Origin of the sequence: Terribium retamae (genome assembly GCF_022347545.1) — a bacterium.
Classification (GTDB): domain Bacteria; phylum Pseudomonadota; class Alphaproteobacteria; order Rhizobiales; family Rhizobiaceae; genus Mesorhizobium; species Mesorhizobium retamae.
This window is the reverse complement of sequence record NZ_JAKREW010000001.1, coordinates 16622-37146: the sequence shown is the minus strand read 5'-3', so window position 1 is coordinate 37146 and position 20525 is coordinate 16622. Positions and strand designations below refer to the sequence as shown.

The 20525-nt window shown below is 59.8% G+C and carries 20 protein-coding genes; 13 read left to right on the top strand and 7 right to left on the bottom strand.

Annotated features, from left to right (window positions below; translation table 11 throughout):
- Positions 1-236: 236 nt before the first annotated feature.
- Positions 237-725, top strand: a complete 489-nt coding sequence (locus L4923_RS00190) for a phasin family protein (protein WP_239360511.1) — start codon at positions 237-239, stop codon at positions 723-725.
- Positions 726-951: 226 nt separating this feature from the next.
- On the opposite strand, the gene L4923_RS00185 is transcribed toward L4923_RS00190, so the two are convergent.
- The gene (locus L4923_RS00185; protein WP_239360508.1) at positions 952-1401 is read right to left on the bottom strand and encodes a universal stress protein; all 450 of its coding nucleotides are present in this window, start codon (positions 1399-1401) and stop codon (positions 952-954) included.
- Positions 1402-1745: 344 nt separating this feature from the next.
- Here L4923_RS00185 and speB point away from each other — a divergent pair, with 344 nt between their 5' ends.
- From speB to L4923_RS00170, 3 genes are all read left to right on the top strand, one after another.
- On the top strand, positions 1746-2735 hold the full coding sequence (speB, locus tag L4923_RS00180; protein ID WP_239360505.1) for an agmatinase: 990 nt from the start codon (positions 1746-1748) through the stop codon (positions 2733-2735).
- A 34-nt stretch (positions 2736-2769) separates the two neighbouring features.
- A complete protein-coding gene (gene argC / locus L4923_RS00175) occupies positions 2770-3702 on the top strand; it encodes an N-acetyl-gamma-glutamyl-phosphate reductase (RefSeq protein ID WP_239360502.1) in 933 nt (310 codons plus the stop codon).
- A 64-nt stretch (positions 3703-3766) separates the two neighbouring features.
- The gene (locus L4923_RS00170; RefSeq protein WP_239360494.1) at positions 3767-4603 is read left to right on the top strand and encodes an aminoglycoside phosphotransferase family protein; all 837 of its coding nucleotides are present in this window, start codon (positions 3767-3769) and stop codon (positions 4601-4603) included.
- 25 nt (positions 4604-4628) lie between these two features.
- Here L4923_RS00170 and L4923_RS00165 read toward each other — a convergent pair whose 3' ends face one another.
- On the bottom strand, positions 4629-5720 hold the full coding sequence (locus L4923_RS00165) for a COX15/CtaA family protein (RefSeq protein WP_239360492.1): 1092 nt from the start codon (positions 5718-5720) through the stop codon (positions 4629-4631).
- Between the two features lie 154 nt (positions 5721-5874).
- Here L4923_RS00165 and L4923_RS00160 point away from each other — a divergent pair, with 154 nt between their 5' ends.
- Positions 5875-6090, top strand: coding sequence for a DUF2842 domain-containing protein (locus L4923_RS00160; RefSeq protein WP_239360473.1), 216 nt, complete (start codon positions 5875-5877; stop codon positions 6088-6090).
- 93 nt (positions 6091-6183) lie between these two features.
- Positions 6184-7401, top strand: a complete 1218-nt coding sequence (locus L4923_RS00155) for a GNAT family N-acetyltransferase (RefSeq protein ID WP_239360471.1) — start codon at positions 6184-6186, stop codon at positions 7399-7401.
- A 12-nt stretch (positions 7402-7413) separates the two neighbouring features.
- On the opposite strand, the gene L4923_RS00150 is transcribed toward L4923_RS00155, so the two are convergent.
- Complete coding sequence (locus tag L4923_RS00150) at positions 7414-9720, bottom strand: exopolysaccharide transport family protein (RefSeq protein WP_239360469.1); 2307 nt, start codon at positions 9718-9720, stop codon at positions 7414-7416.
- 256 nt (positions 9721-9976) lie between these two features.
- On the opposite strand from L4923_RS00150, the gene L4923_RS00145 reads away from it, so the two are divergent.
- Both L4923_RS00145 and L4923_RS00140 read left to right on the top strand, forming a co-directional pair.
- On the top strand, positions 9977-10540 hold the full coding sequence (locus tag L4923_RS00145; RefSeq protein ID WP_239360466.1) for a polysaccharide biosynthesis/export family protein: 564 nt from the start codon (positions 9977-9979) through the stop codon (positions 10538-10540).
- Positions 10541-10544: 4 nt separating this feature from the next.
- Positions 10545-11678 (top strand): glycosyltransferase family 4 protein, encoded by a 1134-nt coding sequence (locus L4923_RS00140; protein WP_343302632.1) that lies wholly within the window; start codon positions 10545-10547, stop codon positions 11676-11678.
- 14 nt (positions 11679-11692) lie between these two features.
- Here the strand turns inward: L4923_RS00140 and L4923_RS00135 are convergent, their stop codons facing one another.
- Positions 11693-12139 (bottom strand): iron-sulfur cluster assembly scaffold protein, encoded by a 447-nt coding sequence (locus tag L4923_RS00135; RefSeq protein ID WP_239360463.1) that lies wholly within the window; start codon positions 12137-12139, stop codon positions 11693-11695.
- A 240-nt stretch (positions 12140-12379) separates the two neighbouring features.
- On the opposite strand from L4923_RS00135, the gene folE reads away from it, so the two are divergent.
- From folE to L4923_RS00120, 3 genes are all read left to right on the top strand, one after another.
- Positions 12380-13018, top strand: coding sequence for a GTP cyclohydrolase I FolE (gene folE / locus L4923_RS00130; protein WP_239360460.1), 639 nt, complete (start codon positions 12380-12382; stop codon positions 13016-13018).
- A 37-nt stretch (positions 13019-13055) separates the two neighbouring features.
- Complete coding sequence (hisI, locus tag L4923_RS00125; protein WP_239360457.1) at positions 13056-13514, top strand: phosphoribosyl-AMP cyclohydrolase; 459 nt, start codon at positions 13056-13058, stop codon at positions 13512-13514.
- Positions 13515-13598: 84 nt separating this feature from the next.
- A complete protein-coding gene (locus tag L4923_RS00120; RefSeq protein WP_239360439.1) occupies positions 13599-14570 on the top strand; it encodes a patatin-like phospholipase family protein in 972 nt (323 codons plus the stop codon).
- A 47-nt stretch (positions 14571-14617) separates the two neighbouring features.
- Here L4923_RS00120 and recJ read toward each other — a convergent pair whose 3' ends face one another.
- The 3 genes from recJ to L4923_RS00105 form a co-directional block, all read right to left on the bottom strand.
- Positions 14618-16402, bottom strand: coding sequence for a single-stranded-DNA-specific exonuclease RecJ (gene recJ / locus L4923_RS00115; RefSeq protein ID WP_239360429.1), 1785 nt, complete (start codon positions 16400-16402; stop codon positions 14618-14620).
- Positions 16403-16464: 62 nt separating this feature from the next.
- On the bottom strand, positions 16465-17448 hold the full coding sequence (gene glpX / locus L4923_RS00110; protein WP_239360427.1) for a class II fructose-bisphosphatase: 984 nt from the start codon (positions 17446-17448) through the stop codon (positions 16465-16467).
- A gap of 275 nt (positions 17449-17723) precedes the next feature.
- Positions 17724-18425, bottom strand: coding sequence for a GntR family transcriptional regulator (locus tag L4923_RS00105; protein WP_275448184.1), 702 nt, complete (start codon positions 18423-18425; stop codon positions 17724-17726).
- A 175-nt stretch (positions 18426-18600) separates the two neighbouring features.
- Between L4923_RS00105 and L4923_RS00100 the strand changes: the two genes are divergently transcribed.
- Both L4923_RS00100 and ggt read left to right on the top strand, forming a co-directional pair.
- Positions 18601-18744 carry a hypothetical protein gene (locus tag L4923_RS00100; protein ID WP_239360416.1) on the top strand — a complete coding sequence of 48 codons (144 nt, stop codon included), beginning with the start codon at positions 18601-18603 and terminating at the stop codon, positions 18742-18744.
- A gap of 75 nt (positions 18745-18819) precedes the next feature.
- Complete coding sequence (gene ggt / locus L4923_RS00095) at positions 18820-20406, top strand: gamma-glutamyltransferase (RefSeq protein WP_239360414.1); 1587 nt, start codon at positions 18820-18822, stop codon at positions 20404-20406.
- Positions 20407-20525 lie beyond the last annotated feature (119 nt).

Genomic DNA, 20525 nt, shown 5'->3' with positions numbered 1-20525 from the left:
CCGATTGCTGCGGCGCATCGGCCCTCAACCGGCTTCCCAAAGCAGCGTCATAGACCTCACATCGCCTAGGCAACGAGTATTTAAGTGCTTTTCAGACAGTGGGTTAGCAGGATTATTGCAACGCAGCAAAAATCTATGTTGCATTGCACAAAAATCACTCCTATATGCTCGTTATGCTCCGGGTCGATCCTGAACGGGGCACAACCCATAGCTCCTTATGAGGATGGAGAATCGCCATGACCAAGACCGCCAAGACCACCACCGCGCCTGCTTCCAACTATTTTTCCTCGATCAAGAACGTTTTTGACGGCGTTCAGTCGAAGCTTGAAGTTCCTGCCGCCGCCCGCGATTTCGTGAAGCGTGGCGCTTCGACCGCGAAGGAACGCGCCGAGACCGTTCACGGTGGCGCTGCCAAGCTGACCGACGGGGTCGAGAAGTTCGCCGCTTCCTTCGTTGCCGGCTATGCCAACTTCTCCCGCGGCTTGCTCGATGCGACGCTTGCCAACGTCCAGCACACGCTGACCACGGTCGAGAAGATTGCCGGTGCACAGTCCTTCAACGAAGCTGTTCAAATCCAGGCTGATTTTGTGCGTGAAAATGCTTCGGCCAACATCGATCGCGTCCGTGGTGCTGCGGAGACCGCCAAGACCACCGTCGTCGAAGGTGCCAAGACCGTTCAGGCCGAAATCGGCAAGCTCTACACCTTCGACAAGAAGGCTGCCTAACACCAAGCCGGACAAGCCGGCCTGCACTGAAAACCATCCGCGCGGAAACTTCCGCATAACCGGTTCTGATTTTCTGTACGAGTGCAAGTCGCGTAAGAGTGTTCGCGTAACAAAGGCCCGCTTCCGGCGGGCCTTTTCGTTTCTGCCTTATACCAAAAAGCCAGATCGTTGATCCGGCCAGTCGTGGTCATCACCGACGACGGCTGCGGCAGCAAAGGGCGAAAGCCTATTTCACGACCAGCACCGGAATGGACGAGTGCGCCAAAACTTCCGAGGTCTGGCTGCCGAGGAGTACACGCTCGACACCACGCCGACCGTGCGATGCGATCACGATAAGATCGGCTTTGTGCGCCTTTGCGGCTTCCAAGATCGCATCGGCAGCACGCTGATCAGGTACATGGACGAGATCGGCATCGACCCCGGCCTTGGTTGCCTCTGCCTTCACGGCAGCCAGGATTTTTCCGGCATCTTCTTTCTGCGCCGCGCTGAATTCCTGCATGTCCGCACCGGATGGGACCCAGCCGGCACCGAGTGCGAAGCCGGAAACCGGGAAAGGCTCGGTTGCGGTCACCACCGTCACCTTCGCGCCAAGTGCCTTTGCAAGCGCCAGCCCTTGCTTGACTCCCTTACCCGCAAGATCGGAACCGTCAGTCGGAACAAGAATATGCTTGTACATCGCAATCTCCATTGGTCAGTAAAACCTGCCATGGAGAAAGTGGGCCTGCGTTGACCAAGATCAACCGGACAGCTTTGGGGCGAGAATGGGCCAGGGACGCGGCAAGCAGGCCCACGCCATTGGGCGTAGTTACCGCTTGTCGTGTTCGTGCAATGAAAGCGTGATCGAAGCGTCCGACAGGCTTGTAGGTTCCATGGCCGAATCGAGACACGGGACTTGCTTGCCCTCGAGCGGCAGTCCTGGAGCGTCGGCATGGCAAGTGCCGCAAGCGCTCCGTCTCGCGACTGGCAAGTTTCTTAGCGGTCCGTTATGTGTCGCTGCCCGAACAACCGTAGGAACATGTGATGGCGAACAAGAACATCGACCACGCTTTTACCGCCCGCGGCAAGACCGGCCACTCTTACGAGCCGACCTATGCCGGTGCCTTGTCGTTCATGCGCCGCAAGTACACCAAGGACGTGAAGGGCGCAGATGCCGTTGTTTGGGGTATTCCATTCGATGCAGCCGTCACCAATCGTCCCGGTGCGCGTTTCGGGCCGCAGGCGATGCGCCGTGCCTCCGCCATCTTCGACAACGATCCTCAATATCCGTTCTCGCGCGAGTTCTTCGATCACCTTGCGGTGGTCGATTATGGCGATTGCTTGTTGGACAGCGGCAACCATCAGAAAACACCCGGCATCATCGAACGCGAGGCCGCCAGGATCCTGAAAAGCGGTGCCTTCCTGCTTTCACTTGGTGGCGATCATTTCGTCACCTACCCGCTGCTCAAGGCGCATGCGGCCGTGCACGGCCCACTGGCATTCGTACAGTTCGACGCACATCAGGACACATGGCCTGACGACGGCAAGCGCATCGACCATGGCTCCTTCGTCGGCCGTGCCGTCAAAGAAGGCCTGATCGACCCTGACCGTTCGATCCAGATCGGCATCCGCACACATGCGCCGGACACTTTCGGCATCAAGATCCTGCACGGCTACGAAGTCGAGGAGATGCGCGCCGCCGACATCGCCTATGCCATCGTCGAGCGTACGGGCGGCCGCAAGACCTACCTCACCTTCGACATCGACTGCCTCGATCCTGCCTTTGCACCGGGCACCGGCACCCCCGTTTCAGGCGGTCCGAGCTCATCGAAGATTCTCTCGACATTGCGCCTGCTCAGCCAGATCGATCTGGTTGGTGCAGATGTCGTGGAGGTTGCGCCCGCCTACGATCATGCCGATATAACGGCTATCGCCGGCTCGACCATCGCCATGCACTATCTCGGCCTGCTGGCGGAGCGAAAGGCGAGAGCCGAAGAGAACACCAACCAGACCCATACCGGTCAGGACATCTGACGTCCCGGCCAGAAAGATCGGACCAGACAAGGCAATGAAACCGAAAATCTTCATCGACGGCGAACACGGCACCACCGGCCTGCAGATCAGGGCCAGGCTGGCGGACCGCGGCGATCTCGAGATCATCTCCGTGCCGGCCGAGCGCCGTAAGGAGACTGCTGCCCGCGCCGAGTTCCTCAACGCCGCAGATGTCGCCATTCTTTGCCTGCCGGACGATGCGGCCCGGGAAAGCGTGTCTCTGATCAAGAACGACACGACCCGCGTCATCGATGCTTCCACCGCGTATCGCGTTGCTGCCGGCTGGGAATACGGTTTCCCGGAAATGGACAAGGAACAGATGAAGCGCATCGCGGCAGCGAAACGCGTCGCCAATCCGGGCTGCTGGCCCCAGGGTCCGATCGCGACGCTGCGCCCGCTGATCGAAGCAGGCCTGCTGCCGGCCGACTATCCGGTCACCTTCAACGGCATCTCCGGCTATTCCGGCGGTGGCCGCACGATGATCGAGGACTATGAGGCCAAAGGCGAAAATGCTTCGGAATTCACGCCCTATGCGCTGTCCCTGAAGCACAAGCATCTGCCGGAGCTGAAAGCCTATGCGAAGCTGAAGCACGACGCGCTGATGCAGCCGGCAGTCGGGAATTTCGCGCAGGGCATGATCACCGTGGTACCGTTGCAATTGGCCCAGCTCGATCACATTCCGACGGGTGCCGAGTTACATGCGGCGATCGCCGACCATTTTGCCGGCATTGAAGGTGGCGTGGTTGAGGTAGCACCTTATGAGGCTGTCGATCGCGTACCGGATCTCAATCCCGAGCAGTACAACGACACCAACCGCATGAAAGTCTATGTCTTCGCCAATGATGCGCGTGCTCAGGCGTTGCTGGTGGCTGTCTATGACAACCTCGGCAAAGGCGCTTCGGGAGCAGCAGTGCAAAACCTCGATCTGATGCTCGGTCTCAACGGCTGATCCGTCGACAATAGAACGGGGCCGCGCGACGGCGCGGCCTTGTTTCCAAAACTGGAACCAAGCCATGAACCCGCCTGCCCTGCCGGCGCGCTGGAATGTCAGCGAGCCTGTCCTTGTCACCGAAACCTTCTCCAGCCGCATCTGGAAAGTGCGCCAGGCCGACGGTACGCCGGCTATCGTCAAGGCGCTGAAGGAATTCGACGACGTCGAAGACGAACTGCGCGGTATCCACCTGCTGTCGTGGCGGCGCGGCGAAGGCCTCGTCCGCCTCTTCGACAGCGAAGACAAGATGATGCTGATCGAATATGCCGGTGAACGTCATCTGCGCGCTGTTCTGGACGATGTGAGCGATACTGCGGCCACCGAGATCTCGGCGGAGGTAATGGAGCGGCTTCACGCCCCATCACGGTACCCGGCGCCGAGCGACCTGCAACCCCTGCGCGACCGCTTTGTCAGCCTCTTTGACAAGGCGAAAGCAGACCGGAATGCCGGGCTCGAAAGTCCTTACGTCGAGGCCGCCGAAATCGCAGAGCGCCTGCTTTCCGATCCATTGGATGTCCGCCCGCTGCATGGCGACATCCATCACGACAACATCATTCAGTCGCCGCGCGGCTGGCTGGCTATCGACCCCAAGGGCATTTTAGGCGACCCCGGATTCGACGCTGCCAACATGTTCTTCAACCCGCTGGATCGGCTGTGCACTGAACCCGAGCGTATCGCGACAATGGCAACGATCTTCTCACGCTCGATAGGCCAGGATCCTCGCCGACTGCTCGATCATGCGATTGCCTATGGCTGCCTGTCGTCGTCCTGGCACAACCAAGACAAGAACGATGTTGAAGAGGCGCGCGAACTGTCGATCGTCGAAGCCGTGCGCTCGGTGCGCGACAGCAGCTTCTGAGAAATCAGCTACGCCTTGCGTGTCGTCAACTCCTGACGACAACCTCGGTTTCCAGCGGATAGGCACCCTTGGTGCCGCGCCAATGCGCGGTCGCAAAAATCAGAACCACCATCGCGAAGGCTTGGTGAGTCAGAGCCACGTCTATCGGCGCCTGCAGCAGCAGCGTGGCGACCCCGATGGCGGCCTGGCCGACTATGAGCACGAACAGAACCCAGGCGCGCCGCGCATGTGTGCTTCCCGGTGCCGAGCGCACTGTCGACAGTGCGTGCCAAAGGGCAATTATCAGGACCGTATATGCAAACATGCGATGCACGAACTGCACGGTCTTCGGGTTCTCGAACAGGTTGAGCCAAGCTGGATCGAGGAGGAACAGATCATCCGGGATGATGGCTCCATCCATCAACGGCCATGTATTGTAGGTGAGGCCGGCATGCAGGCCGGCGACCAGGGCGCCGAGATAGATCTGCACGAGGATCAGCAGAACCATAATGCCGGCGAACCGTTGCGTGCTGCGTTGTGCCGGCGGGTCGCTATAAGGTGCCAAGCCGCGCGCGATATAGGCGACTGCCGTGATGATGATACAGGCAAGCGTCAGATGTGTTGCCAGCCGGTATTGGCTGACCGAAACACGCTCGCTGAGACCGGAAGCAACCATCCACCATCCGATGGCGCCTTGCAGGCCGCCCAACACCAGAAGGCCAATCAAGCGTGGCTTCAGCCGGCTTTCCAGCCGGCGCGTTACCCAGAAGAATACAAGCGGTATTGCGACCAGGAAACCGACACCGCGCGCCAGCAACCGATGCGCCCATTCCCACCAGAAGATGCCCTTGAACTCATCCAGGGTCATATCCTTGTTGATCTGCTGGTACTGCGGGATCTGCTGGTACTTCTCGAACTCTTCCTGCCATTCGGCCTGATTGAGCGGCGGAACGACACCATGGATCGGCTTCCATTCGGTGATCGACAGGCCGGAACCGGTCATGCGGGTGGCCCCACCCACCATGACGATCGCAAACAGCACCAAAAGCACGACATACAGCCAGCCGCGCACCAGCGCTCGATTGCGCAGCTCGCGATTCTGTTCGGCAACAGGAGCGATTTCGGTCGTGGCGGCCATGACTGGTTCGAACGTCTGATTTCTGTGTTCTCAACTGGACCATAGCACCAAAACTGGCAAGGTGACGTGGCGCGGCACGCCGTCGCGCCAGCCTTCCGCGGTTGCACCTCGCTGTCATTCAGCCTAAGCGAAGGCTTATAAAGGATTTCAGCCCATGCGCATGCGTCTGAAGAAGCTGATTGGAACCATTCTCCTTGTGGCGCTGGTCGTCGTCTACGCGATCGTCGCGACGATCGTGGCGGTTGCACAGCTGTCCCAATCGGGTCCGCTCGTGCATCTCGCCTTCTTCGTTTTCAGCGGCTTGTTATGGGTGCTGCCGGCGATGGGCATCATCAAATGGTTGATCCTAGAGCCACGTCCGAAGAACTGACGGCAAATTCCAAGATTCATTTATCTTTTTAGTCTAGTATGCACGCCGTAACGCGTCCGCGTGATATCATGGCACCAACGGGACGATGCAAGCATGGCGGACGCGACCGCGTCGGAAGATGGCAGGTTTTCTGTTGCCGGCGCAGCTTCTGGCAAGCTGCGCGTTAAGGCCGTGGTTGCGACTGCACAATCTGTCTCCGATGAAGCGCTGTCCCATTATGAGGATTTCTGCCAAACTGCCCTCTATGCGCCGCCGCAGGACCCACTTTGGGTGCGAGGCTGGATCAAGCATCTGCAGCCGGACGCAATTCTGGCTTCATTGACGACCGACCACCAAACTTTGCTCAGCCTGGCCTTGGAGGTTGAGCGTTCAGGTCCGTTCCGCATTGCGCGTTTTCTCGGCGGACGCCACGCCAACGGCAATTTTCCGCCAGTTGTTTCCTCATTCGAGACAGACGCTGCAGTATTGTCGCTGCTGTTCTCGACGATCAAATCAGCTCGTCCCGATATCGACCTCGTTGCCTTGCAACGGTTGCAGCCCGAGCTTGGCGGAAGAGCCAATCCTTTGGCCGTGCTACCTTCCTCTCCTAGTCCAAACCTGGCGCTCGCCGTCGACCTGAGTGGCGGTTTCGACAGCGTGCTTGAACGGGCAAGCGGTAAGCGCAAGCGCAAGAAACACCGCTCGCAAGCGCGCAAATTCGAGCTTGCCGGCGGCTTTTCAAGGATCGAGGCCAGGTCCCCGGACGAAACAGGCCGTCTGCTCGACGCCTTCCTTGCCATGAAAGAGCAGCGTTTTCGCAAGATGGGCATCACCAACGTGTTCAGCGACGAACGCGTGCGTGCCTTTTTCCATGCGCTGTTTGCAAGCGCACTCGAGCAGAAGAATCCTTCTTTCGTCCTGCATGGGCTGGAGGTTGCAGGCAAGCTGCGCGCGGTGACCGGTTCGAGCCGCTCGCCGAAGCGGCTCGTCTGCGAATTCGGCGCGATCTTGGAAGACGAGCTATCGTTTGCCAGCCCAGGCGACTTCCTGTTCTTCGACAACATCCACGAGGCCTGTCGTCAGGGAAATGCCCTCTACGACTTCTCGGTCGGGGACGAGCCCTACAAGCGGCAATGGTGCGATGTGGAGATCAAGCAGAGCGACGTGCTTGTGCCCCTCACTACGAAAGGCCGGATCCTCGCTGCCTCTTTGCAACAAAGTGCAAAGGCCAAAGCCTTCATCAAGAACAATCCGGTGATCTGGAAGATCGCCAAAACCCTGCGCCGCAAGGCGCAGGGCCATGATCAGGCTTCAAAAAACGACGAAGAATAAACCCGGGCGGAATCACGCGGCCGATCGACCAAGCGGCGCGCCAGGCCGCCCGTGCCCGGCAGGTGTCACCAGCACCAGATCCGGGTAGCCACTTTCGATCAGTTTGACGGCCGCGTCGGCGACAGCGTCGCTGGGTTCCAGCACACTGACGAATACCTCCGTCGCCTCCCCCACCAGCCGACGGATGCCGTCCGCATCGGCAGGACCGCATTCCACCACAACCAGATCATAAGCAGTGGTCAGCGACTGCATCACGATGGGCAATCTGTCAGCGGCGCGCATCGCGAGCGCGGCGTCGGCGGTTCCGGCAGGAATCAGATGGCAGTCCGAATAATTGTCGGCGTGAATGACGTCGCTGAATTGCGCTTCGGAAGCCAGGAGATTGGTGATGCCGGCATAAGAAGTACTCCCCAGCATCGGAAGCGAAGCGGCGCCGGAGGCCGTGAGATCGAGCAACAGCACGCGCAGGCCAGCGTCCGCGATCTCCCTTGCCACCAGGATGGAACTGGCAGCGGCCTCATCGCCTTCCGGAGATACGAAGATCGCGCGGGCCGCGCCGCTGCTAATCAGGCGCTCCGCCGCTTTTTCGATATCGATTTCGCCGAGTCCAAGGGCCGATTCCCGTGGTGTCGTCATCTCGAGGCCCGCTCCATCTGCAACGGTGTCTACATCGCCTGTTTCCTCGCTCGATACGTCGGGCATGGCGTCTTCAGCGGCCGGACGATCGGCAGTACTGTTTTCAAGGAGTATGGCTGCCTTTCGCACGGCAGTTGCGCGCTCCTCTTCGATGGATCTCTGCGTCGCCGATACGGGGCGCGTCTCCGACAGAGAAGCTTCAACGTCTCCGGTGTCGACCCGTGCATCGTCTCGCACCACAGACATCGGCACGTGCCTTACCGGCTCAGGCCACGGGGCGTTTGCTGGACGCATTGCGCGACCCGAGAAGAGCTCGCGCAGCAAAGTGATAATTGACATGATCAGCAGCGAGGCAACGAAAGCCGCGCTGACGATGGGGATGATCTTCGGAAAGTAAGGTTCGGTCGGCATCACCGCGCGCGAAAAGATCCGTGCATCCACCGGCAGGTAGTTACGGTCCTGGCGCGAAGAGGCTTCACGATATCGGGTCAGATAGGATTCAAGCAATTGCCGCTGGGCGGCGGCTTCACGCTCCAACGCGTTGAGTTCCACCTGCTCCTCGCCTGCACGTGCCGATTCGGCCTTGAGGCGATTGAGATCAGTAACCAGCTGATTCTCTCGTTCCTGCGCGGTCTGCGCCTGCGTGACCAGCGCGGCCAACACATTCTGCGCCTCGCCGCGAATCTGTCGATCGATATCGGCAAGCTGCGACCGCAGCGATCGAATGCGCGGGTGATTCTCAAGCAGCGTCGTCGAAAGATCGGCTATATCGCTTTTAATCTGTCCTTCCCGATCGCGCAGACGCTGGATGGCTGCAGACGCCTGTACTTCGGGAAAGGAATCCAGAGACCCACCACTCTGCAACGCCTTGCGTACAGCCTGAGCAGTCGCCTCGGCAGATGCACGGTTTGCCCTTACACGCGACAGCTCGCTCGACATTTCCGAAAGCTGCTGCGTGGCCAGAACCGCATTGTTCTGGCCAATCAGAAGATCCGACTGCGCACGATATTCCGCGACTTTGGCCTCGGCGTCTTTTACGCGCTTGGAAAGATCCGCGATTTCCGGCGCCAGCCAGTCAGTGGCTTCCGAATTCGATTCCTGTTTGGCATTGCGTTGCATGGCGATGTAGGCGTCGGCGATCGCATTCGGCACCGCAGCGGAAAGCTTCGCATCGCGCGACGAGAATTCGATCCCGATGACCCGAGATCCTTCAACGCGATAGACGTTCAGCTTTTCGCGCATCTTCTTCAAGACACGCTCTTCGGGCGGAATTTCGTTTGGATCACCCTTCAAGCCTAGGAGAATCAGAACTCGACTGAGCGGGGACATGTTCACCGTCTCGTCGAACTCAGCCAGCTTCGCCAGATCGAGCGTCTGCGCCACCTGCTTCAGGATATTCGTCGACGAAATCAGTTCGACCTGGCTTGCGACCGTTTCTTCATCCAGATTCGGGCGATCGGCGTCATTCCCGGTGCTGGGCCGCGTGAAAACCGACTCACGCGCTTCAATCAGCAGTCGAGTTTCCGATTTATAGAGCGGCGTCACGACCCAAGAGATCGCCAAGGCAATGCCGGCAACCACAATTGCGCCGACGAGAATCCAAAGCCAGTTACGCGCAAGATTCGCGAACAACTGCCTCAAGTCGACATCAACATCTGCTGCATTGGACTGTATGGCTGACATGCATCCCGCTCCCATCTAGGGTCAGATACACGGTAAACAATTATGGTAACTCACCGGTTAAAGAAGACGCGAGACGCCAATCAATCAACTCGCCCCCTCCGACAACTGCCACCAGATCACATGAAGGCTGCCAATCAGCATTTACTGATATTCGACGCTTATAACTTTTACCGGCCATTAACCCTAACGGATCGATAACGAGTCTCGATCCTGAACGTTCGCCAACCAGCGACCACTCGAAGGTATGTTGCATCTCATGAGACGCCCTGCCCCGCTTTTTCGCGCCTTGCTTGCGGTGTCACTCCTGGCAGGCTGTACGAGCTATCGGCCGACGCCACCCGCCTTTCACGACGCACTGACCCAACCCTATCGGCTCGGCGCCGGCGATCGTGTCCGGGTGACGGTGTTCGAACAGGAAGGTCTCACCAACACCTACAGTGTTGACCAATCCGGCTTCATCTCCTTCCCGCTTGTCGGCGCTGTGGCCGCACGGGGCAGCACTGCGCAGCAACTGGAAAAGGCCATCGCCGTGAAGTTGCGCCAAGGATATCTGCGCGACCCTGACGTTTCGGTCGAAATCGACCGCTACCGGCCTATCTTTGTCATGGGCGAAGTCGGGGCGGCGGGCCAATATTCTTATGTACCGGGACTGACGGTTCAGAAGGCGATCGCCATCGCTGGCGGTTTCTCCGCACGCGCCAATCAAGCGGAAGTCGACGTCACGCGCGATATCAACGGAGAAGTGATGACCGGCCGGGTCAGGACATCCGACCCGCTGCTGCCAGGTGACACGATCTACGTCCGCGAACGCCTGTTCTAATCACGTGGCGCAATCCCCTTCGCTCCGCATCGTTCACTGCTTCCGCTCGCCTGTCGGTGGTATCTTCCGTCATGTGCGTGATCTCGCCGACGCGCAGGCGGCGGCGGGCCACCTTGTGGGGATCGTCTGTGATTCGACGACGGGCGGCGCCTACGAGGAAGCGCTTTTCGACACGATGAAAGAAACTCTGGCGCTCGGCGTGCACCGCACACCCATGCAGCGCCATATCGGTCTCGGAGACGCCGCTTCGGCCTGGCGTACCTACAAGATCATCAAGGAATTGCAGCCGGACGTGCTCCATGGCCATGGCGCCAAGGGCGGCGCCTATGCGCGCCTGTTCGGCTCACTGTTGCGGGTTTCAAGGTCTCGCGTGGCCCGCCTCTATTCACCGCATGGCGGCAGTCTGCACTATGACGAGCGTACGGCGACCGGAAAGCTGTTCTTCGCCCTCGAATGGGCGATGGCGAGCTTCACGGATTATCTGTTGTTCGTTTCCGACTATGAGAGGCAAGCCTATCGCCGGAAGGTCGGTGAACCGCGTGTCCCGAACATGCTGGTGTACAATGGCCTGCGCGAACCGGAATTCGATCCTGTCGCTTCCCACGAGGGCGCCGCGGATCTTCTCTACATCGGCATGATGCGAGACCTGAAGGGGCCGGACATATTTATCGACGCGCTCGCCCGGGCAGAGGCTCGCACGGAGCGGACCATCAGCGCGGTCATGGTCGGCGATGGCGATGACTTGCCGCGCTATCGGACACAGGTGGAGCGTCTGGGTCTCGATGACCGCATCCGCTTTCTTGCACCAATGCCGGCGCGGTCGGCCTTTGCGCTCGCCAACCTCGTCGTGGTGCCGTCTCGCGCGGAGGCAATGCCTTACATTGTTCTTGAAACGCTTGCCGCCGGGAAGCCGATGATCGCCAGCGCGGTCGGCGGCATCCCGGAAATCTTCGGCACCGACTCCCCTGCCCTGGTACGACCGGAAGTCGAGGACGTTGGCGAGAAGATGGGCGAAGCACTTGCCGATCTTGAAGCGTACCGGCAAGCAATGCCCGACAGGTCCGAGCTGAGGGCGCGCTTCGGCACCGATGTCATGGCGGCGGAAATCGAAAAAGCCTACTTCGCTGCCCTGGCCTGAAATACCGTGTGGCTTCAGGCGGCCGCTTCAGCCTGCTTCTGCTCGATCTGGCCAATTGCGTCGACAACAGCATCGAAGGTTAGCATCGTCGAAGCGTGGCGAGCCTTGTAATCGCGCACCGGCTCCAGATATTTGAGATCCGCGAACCGACCTTGCGGCGGCGCACCGTTTTCCTTCAACATCTTAAGCATCGTCTCACGCACTGCGCGCAGCTCTTGCGCGGTCGCGCCGACAACGTTGGCGGCCATGATGGAAGACGAAGCCTGGCCGAGCGCGCAAGCCTTCACATCATGCGCGAAATCGGTGACGACGCCGTCTTGCATGGTGATATCCACCACCACTGTGGAGCCACACAGTTTGGAGTGCGCCTTGGCGGTAGCATCTGGATGTTCGAGGCGGCCAATGCGGGCGATATTTCCCGCGAAGCCAAGAATTTTCGCATTGTAGACGTCGTCGATCATAATCTTTCAGCCTGCTGCGCTGGCACGATCATCGAATACTGCTGGCGTATCTTTCAATCGCTCGGCACGACCATATATAATGCTGCGGGTCCGGGATCGACAAGGCGGCGAGCAGTCGCGTCGACCGACCTTTTCACGCCGCTTTCGGGCGGGAAACCGGGTGGGGTTTCCGCTACCGCAAAAGGCAGTGGTCCGTTCAACTCGTTCCCTCTATGAAGGGAACTACGGGAGATGCCTTTCATGGATGCCGCCATCAAGAAAATGATGCCGCAGTCGGCCTATATGGACAAGCCGGTCACCGACCGGCCGAGCCAGGAGGAGGTCGAGACCGCTGTTCGGACACTGCTGCGCTGGACCGGCGACAATCCGGACCGCGAGGGCCTGGTCGACACGCCCAAACGCGTCGCCAAGGCTTTTCGTGAAATGTTCGGCGGCTACGATATGTGCCCGGCCGAGGAACTCGGACGTACCTTCGAGGAAGTCGCTGGCTATGACGACCTCGTCATCGTGCGCGACATCAAGTTCCATTCACATTGCGAGCACCACATGGTGCCGATCATCGGCAAGGCGCATGTCGGCTATCTGCCGGATGGCAAGGTCGTTGGGCTGTCGAAGATCGCGCGGGTGGTCGACATCTTTGCGCATCGCCTCCAGACGCAGGAAGCACTGACCGCGCAGATTGCCGGCGTCATCCAGGACGTGCTAAATCCGCGCGGCGTTGCTGTGATGGTCGAAGCCGAGCACATGTGCATGGCCATGCGCGGCATCCGCAAACAGGGGTCGACCACCCTGACCTCCACCTTCACCGGCAATTTCCGGGACAATCCCGAGGAACAGATCCGGTTCGTCACCATGGTGCGTGCCGGCGGCGGAGCTTGACCCGTCTCGCCGGCTCCAGACTTCTCAGGATCCGGCGATGACTGCTGTGCAATTTTCCGAACCCTCCAAGGACAAGAGCCTTCTCGAGGAAGGGGATGTCTTCACCCCCCGCTTCGATGCGGCTGGACTTGTCACTGCCGTCGTCACGGACGCCGACGACGGCATGCTGTTGATGGTCGCGCATATGAATGCGCAAGCGCTTGGTCTGACCCTCGAAACCGGCATCGCCCATTACTGGTCGCGGTCGCGCAACACGCTCTGGAAGAAGGGGGAAACCTCAGGGAATCTCCAGCAGGTCGTAGAGATCAGGACAGATTGCGACCAGGATGCAATCTGGCTTCGCGTAAAAGTTACGGGCCATGATGCAACCTGTCACACCGGCAGGCGTTCTTGCTTTTATCGGACGGTGGTGCTTGTCGACGGCAAGGGGACGCTCGCCGCAGACGGCTCCAAGCCACTGTTCGATGCGCAGGAAACCTATCGGACGCCTCGTTGACTATCCCGCCGGGACCAACTTTGCCCGATTCATGATTTCGATACGGCGATCTGGTATGGTGGCCGTGGGATAAGGGAGACTGTGATGCTCGAATGGGCGTCATTGCGTGGCAGGGGGCTCGCTCGCGAAGCGAATGATCCGTCGTCATCCGACGGGGCACCGGCAATCAAACATTCCAGGAAATGCGGCATTGCACTGGCTCTTGGGGGCGGCGTGGCGCGCGGCTGGGCGCATATCGGCGTGTTGCGCGCCCTGGACGAAGTCGGCCTCGAAATCTCCATGATCGCGGGCACATCGATCGGTGCACTGGTCGGCGGCTGCTATCTTGCCGGCAAACTGGATGAGCTGGAAGAATTTGCGCGCAGCCTGACCCGGCGGCGCATTTTCGGCCTGCTCGACATCAATCTGGGTGGCAGCGGTCTGTTCGGCGGCATGAAGCTCGACGCCCGGCTGCGCGAACATCTCGACGGATTGCGCATAGAAGACTTGCCCAAGCCACTCGTTGCCGTCGCAACAGAAGTCAGAACGGGCCACGAAATCTGGATCACACAGGGCTCGCTGGTTACGGCTATGCGAGCCTCCTATGCCCTGCCCGGCGTCTTCGAGCCGGTCAATTGCAACGGCCGCATTCTGGCTGACGGAGCTCTGGTCAACCCCGTCCCGGTGTCGGTGTGCCGTGCCCACGAGCAGCGCATGGTGGTCGCGGTGAACCTTCATTACGACCTTTTCGGTCGCGCGGCGGTCATCAAGCACAATGCCGGCGAACTCATGATCCAGAAAGATGCGGCAAGGTCCGGCCGCTTCGATCCCAGCGCCACGGCGCAAGGAACCCGGCTCGGCATTACCGGCATGATGGTGGAAGCATTCAACATCATCCAGGATCGGATTTCGCGTGCACGCATGGCAGGTGATCCGCCGGACCTGTCTCTGCAGCCGAAGCTCGGCCATGTCGGCTTGACTGAATTCCACCGCGCCGATGAAGCGATCCGCCTCGGCTATGAAGCCACCATGGCGCATGTCGACGAATTGAAGCGGCTGCAAGCCGTTCTGGCCTAAATGCTATCGCATTTAGAGCCCCCTCCGAACGTATAAAGGAGGTTTGATCAGGCCATCGCTGCGTCGATGATGCGGAATTGCACACTGCGGTTGCCGTTCCAGTAATTGCCGGAGACCGAGCCCGCGACGTGCAAGGTCCTGCCCCTGTTGTTGAACAGGAATTGGCCCAGGGTAGTATCGCCAGCCCGGAAAGCCATGGCCTGGATGCGCCCGCCGCTTTCAGAGACAAGGTCGGCGCGGATGTGATTGATGCCAACGGCGCGTGCGTCGGCCAGTCGATGACGCGGCAATACGAAAAGCGGCGACACATGGCCCGTACCGAAGGGCCCAGCCTTCTCCAGCGTATCGAGCAAGGCGAGCGTTGCGCCTTCTGCTGCCAGCGCACCGTCGACCAACAGACTTTCTTCATCACGCAGGCGGAACACGTCGGCCGCGGCGCGCTCCTCGAAGAAGGCGCGCAAGGCGCCAAGCTTCTCGCGATCCACGGTTATGCCCGCGGCCATGGCGTGACCACCGCCCTTGACGATCAGACCAGCCTCAGCCGCCTCGCGCACTAGGCGGCCGAGATCGAAGCCCACGACCGAGCGTCCTGAACCCGTACCAACGCCATCAGCGTTGAAAGCGATAGCAAAAGACGGACGGCGTGCATGCTCCTTCAGGCGCGAAGCAATCAGCCCGACGATACCGGGATGCCATTTGTCGGAGGCCGTCACGATGACCGCAGGCCCCTGCCCGCCAGCCAATTCAGCATCGGCCTCGGCGCGCGCCTGTGCGAGCATCTCCTGCTCCATCGCCTGACGCTCCTGGTTCAAACGGTCAAGCGTTTCAGCGATCGAACGCGCCTCGGCGGGATCGTCCGTTGCCAGCAAACGGCTGCCGAGCGCGGCATCGCCGATGCGCCCCCCGGCATTGATGCGCGGACCGATCAGGAATGCGAGGTGAAAGGTATTGACCGGCTCGCCGATACGCGAGACGCGCCCCAATTCGGCCAGACCGATATTTCTTTGCTGGCGGACAACCTGCAGACCTTTGACGACAAAAGCGCGGTTGACGCCCACGAGCGGCACGACATCGCAGACGGTGGCAAGGGCGACGAGATCAAGCAGCGCCAACAAATCCGGCCTTGGCGCGTCCGGTACGCGTTCGCGCAGCAACTTGGCGGTCTGTACGAGCGTCAGAAACACCACTCCTGCGGCACACAGATGCCCCTGTCCCGAAAGGTCATCCTCCCGGTTCGGATTGACGACGGCTGACGCCGCAGGCAGGGCACCGCCCACCTGATGATGATCCAAAACGACGACATCGGCACCGGCTTCCCTGGCGGCGTTGATTGAAGCAGCGCTGTTGGTGCCACAATCCACAGTGACGATCAGTGTCGCGCCTCGGCCAACCAGCTCGCGCATGGCCTCCGGATTGGGGCCGTAACCCTCGAAAATACGGTCGGGAATGTAGATTTCCGACGGAACGGAAAAATGATCGAGGAACCGTTTCAGCAGTGCCGAAGAAGCAGCACCGTCAACGTCATAGTCTCCGAAAATCGCAACCCTTTCGCCACGCACGATGGCCTCGGCCAGCCGTATGGCTGCCTTTTCCATATCGGTCAGTGTCGCAGGATCCGGCAAAAGATCACGGATCGTGGGATCGAGAAAACGCTCGGTGCCAACCGCCGTGACACCACGACCGGCCAGAACGCGTGCCACAATGTCCGGCACGCCATGTCCCTGTGCAATCGCCAGCGCGGTCATATCCTGGCGCTCGGACAGCCGGTGCATCCAGGCAAGACCGGTTGCCGAACGCCTCACATCCAGGAAAAAGCGCTTCTCGCCCGTCATGCGGGGCTACCATTCACCGTATCGAGCCTCATCACGGCTCAATACGGCGAAACCGGCAAAAATCAAAACTTATCGACGTCCTGATGCCGCGCCTTGATCTCCCGCACCGTCCGCGAGGAAGAACGCAGCACGATCGTGTCGGTCGTGATGTAGTTGCGGCCGAATTTCACGCCGGCGAGCATGTTCCCGTCGGTCACGCCGGTCGCAGCGAAAAGCACGTCACCCCGCGCCATTTCGTCGACACGATAGACTTTATTCGGATCGGAAATGCCCATCTTAGCGGCGCGCTCAACCTTTTCCGGCGTGTCGAGAATAAGCCGGCCCTGAATCTGACCGCCCGTGCAGCGCAGCGCCGCCGCCGCCAGAACGCCCTCAGGGGCGCCGCCGGAGCCGATATAGATATCGATGCCGGTCTCTTCCGGATCGGTCGTGTGGATAACGCCAGCAACATCGCCGTCGCCAATCAGGCGGATGGCGGCACCGGTCGCGCGCACGGCTTCGATCAGCTTGGCATGTCGGGGGCGGTCCAGGATACAGGCCGTGATCTCGTTCACCGGCACACCCTTGGCCTTGGCGAGGCTTGCGATGTTGTCGGCGGGGGACGCATCGAGGTCGATCGTGCCTTCCGGGTAGCCCGGGCCGATGGCGATCTTGTCCATATAGACGTCAGGCGCGAACAGCAGGCTGCCCTTTTCTGCAATGGCAATGACGGCCAGCGCGTTCGGCAGGTTCTTGGCGCAGATCGTGGTGCCTTCCAGCGGATCCAGCGCGATGTCGACCGCCGGTCCCTTGCCTGTGCCAACCTCTTCACCGATGTAGAGCATCGGCGCTTCATCGCGCTCACCCTCGCCGATGACCACCGTGCCCTTGATGTTGAGGCGGTTCAGCTCAGACCGCATCGCATCGACCGCAACCTGATCGGCTGCCTTCTCGTCACCACGTCCGCGCAACCGCGCCGCAGCAACCGCGGCACGCTCGGTGACGCGTACCAGTTCCATAGTGAGAATTCGGTCGAGACCGGCGATCGTATTCGAAACAGCGTTCATGAAGCAGAATTCCTCATTTCCAACGCGCCATGGGGCGCAGGCGCGCTTCTTGTGTCAAAGCCTCATGACAACAGCAAGACCCGACGAGAAGCTTTCCCGCCGAAGAAACAATATCAATCGATTGAAAGAGATAAGGGCTTTTCTGAACGCAGGCCCAGGCAACTTCCTGGCGCTCACCGTGCCTGCAAGTGGCTGTTCGGTGTGTCCTTTTGGACTTCGAAGCTACCGTTTGAGGTCGATGGGAAAGTCATAGATCTCTGATCTGGGCAATTCGATTACGAAGCCTTCGTCAGGAAGGTTTGATAGTCCGAGCGCATCTGCAACAGACGCAGGATGCCGTCACGCGAACCGCGGACATGTGCACGCGCCAGTTTGCCAGCCAGCTCCACTTCGCCGGCGCAGATCGCTTCGACGATCTTGGTATGCTCCTCGCGCGTGACTTTCCATTCGTCCAGCCAGAGCAGCTCAGCCCAGACATAGTGCTGGCACTTGTCCAGTATCCCGCAAAGCATCCCATGCAGCATTGAATTGCCGCCGATCTGGGCGATAACCCGATGAAGGTCGATGCCGATCTGCAGCTCCTGAAACTGGTCATTGACGGTACGATTGGGGATGGCGGCCAGTCCTTCGCACTCCGCGAGTATTTCGCGCAGACGAAGCTTATCTTCTTCTGTCGCTGCCACGGCAGCCAATTCCGCTGAATAGCCGTCGAGCACTTCGCGTATGTCGAATGCCTCGCGGAACATGTTGAGATCGAACTCAGTAACGACATAACCCTGGCGCGGCCTTCCGGTAATCAGGCCATCACGCTCCAAGCGATTGAAGGCCTCCCGGATCGGGGTGCGACTGACGTTCAGCTTCGCTGCGATATCGTTTTCCGTGACGCGCGCGCCCGGTGGGATTTGGCCCGTCACGATCATCTTTTTCAGAGAGTTATAGACCGCATCGCGTAGAGTGTTTTTCGTTTGCTTGACCAAAGATCGTTTCCAGTTTTCCGTTCCCTACCCGATTACCTAAATCTACTCCTTGACCGTTCAACCATGGAGGCCGGAGAGAGGTTGACAGCTTGCATCACCAGACTACATTCAAAATTGTATACAAAAAAGAATCCACAATAAAGATGGGAACACTGGAGGCACAATGGAACGGACAATGTTCGTTGAGTTCGCCTTCATCACCTCTTTCGACGAAGTGGTCGTCTCGTCCGTCATCTCTGGCGGCGAGACGCTGGCAACGCATGTTCATGCATTGCGCGATCATGTCGCCCCCACGATTTCCGCCATTCGACATGCCTAATTGTGCTGTCGATCATCTTACTTTCTGCAGCCCAGTGACTTGGCTGCGAACGCCGAGCGTAGGGATCAGAACAACATGCGTGATTTCCAGTTACCGGGCCGCTCCCCTGCCCGCGCCACCGAAGCGATGGCCGCAACTTCGCATCCACTTTCGACGCTGGCCGCGCTCGACATGTTGCGCGCAGGCGGCAATGCAATGGACGCGGCCGTCTGCGCCGCGGCTGTGCAAGCGGTGGTAGAACCACAATCCACTGGTATCGGTGGCGATTGCTTTGTTCTCTACTGCCCTAAGGGCGAAAGCAACGTAGTCGCTTTCAACGGTTCTGGCCGAGCACCCCAAATGGCGACAGTCGACTGGTATCTCGACCGTGGTTTCAGCGAACTGCCAAAGCAAGGCCCACACGCGGTCACCGTGCCCGGTGCGATCGATGCCTGGTGCGGCCTTTTGGATGACCATGGCCGCAGGGGTATCGCCGACGCATTGGCACCTGCCATTCACTATGCCGAAAATGGCTACGTCGTGCATGACCGCGTTGCCGCCGACTGGGAAACCCCGGAAATCGATCTTTCCGCCGACGAGGTTGCTGCACGGATCTTTCTACCCGGTGGTAAGCCGCCCAAGGCAGGCGACGTGCACTATCAGCCGGAATTGGCTCAGACCTTGCGCCTCATCGCAAAGCACGGTCGCTCAGGTTTCTACGAAGGGCCGGTCGCGGAGGACTTGATTGCGCGGCTTCGTCATCTCGGCGGCCTCCATACGCTCGAAGATTTCGCCGCAACGAGAGGCGGCTACGAACCCGCGGTGTCGACATCGTACAAAGGTTATGGCGTTCACCAGATGCCACCCAACAACCAGGGTCTCACCGCTCTGGTGATGCTGAATGTGCTTACTGGTTTCGACCTAAGCGCGCTCGATCCCAACGGCGCCGAGCGATTGCATTTGGAAATCGAAGCCGGGCGGCTAGCTTACCGCGATCGCGACAACTTGTTTGCCGACCCCGAACATGTTGCGGTTCCTGTAAAGCAGTTGCTTTCAGCTTCCCATGCCGACCGGTTGCGTGCCGCGATCGACCGCGAACATGCCATGACCGACCTGCCCCAGATCGATCTGCCCGGCAGCGACACGGTCTACATTTCTGTCGTCGACCGCGACCGCAACGCAGTCAGCTTCATCAACTCGACCTATTATTCTTTTGGCAGTGGTGTCGTTGGCTCGAAAACGGGCATCGTGCTGCAAAATCGCGGCACCAGTTTCCGCCTCGACCCAAGCCATCCCAATTGCATCGCGCCCCGCAAGCGGCCGATGCATACGATCATGCCGGGCATGATGACGAAGGATGGCCGGGCAGTGATGCCGTTTGGTGTGATGGGTGGTGGTTACCAGCCCTTCGGCCATGTCCACCTCCTGACCAACATGATCGATTTCAACATGGATCCCCAGGAAGCGCTTGACGACGCTCGTGTATTTTACAACGACGATGTCGTCGAAGCGGAGCGAGGCATTCAGCCTTCTGCAATCGAGGGCCTGCGTCGACGTGGTCATAAACTGACAGAAGCCGCTCACCCGCTCGGCGGTGGGCAAGCCGTGCTGATCGATTGGAAGAAAGGCACGCTGACGGGAGCATCTGACCCGCGCAAGGACGGCCTGGCGCTCGGATACTGAGGGCCTGTTGATGTGCCGTCGCAGGCTTACGACGTCTCGGACTCCGAAAGGGCGCTTTACTAGCGGTGAATCACGGTTGCACCTCGTATGGTCACCATCCTGGGGATAGCGAGGAAGCA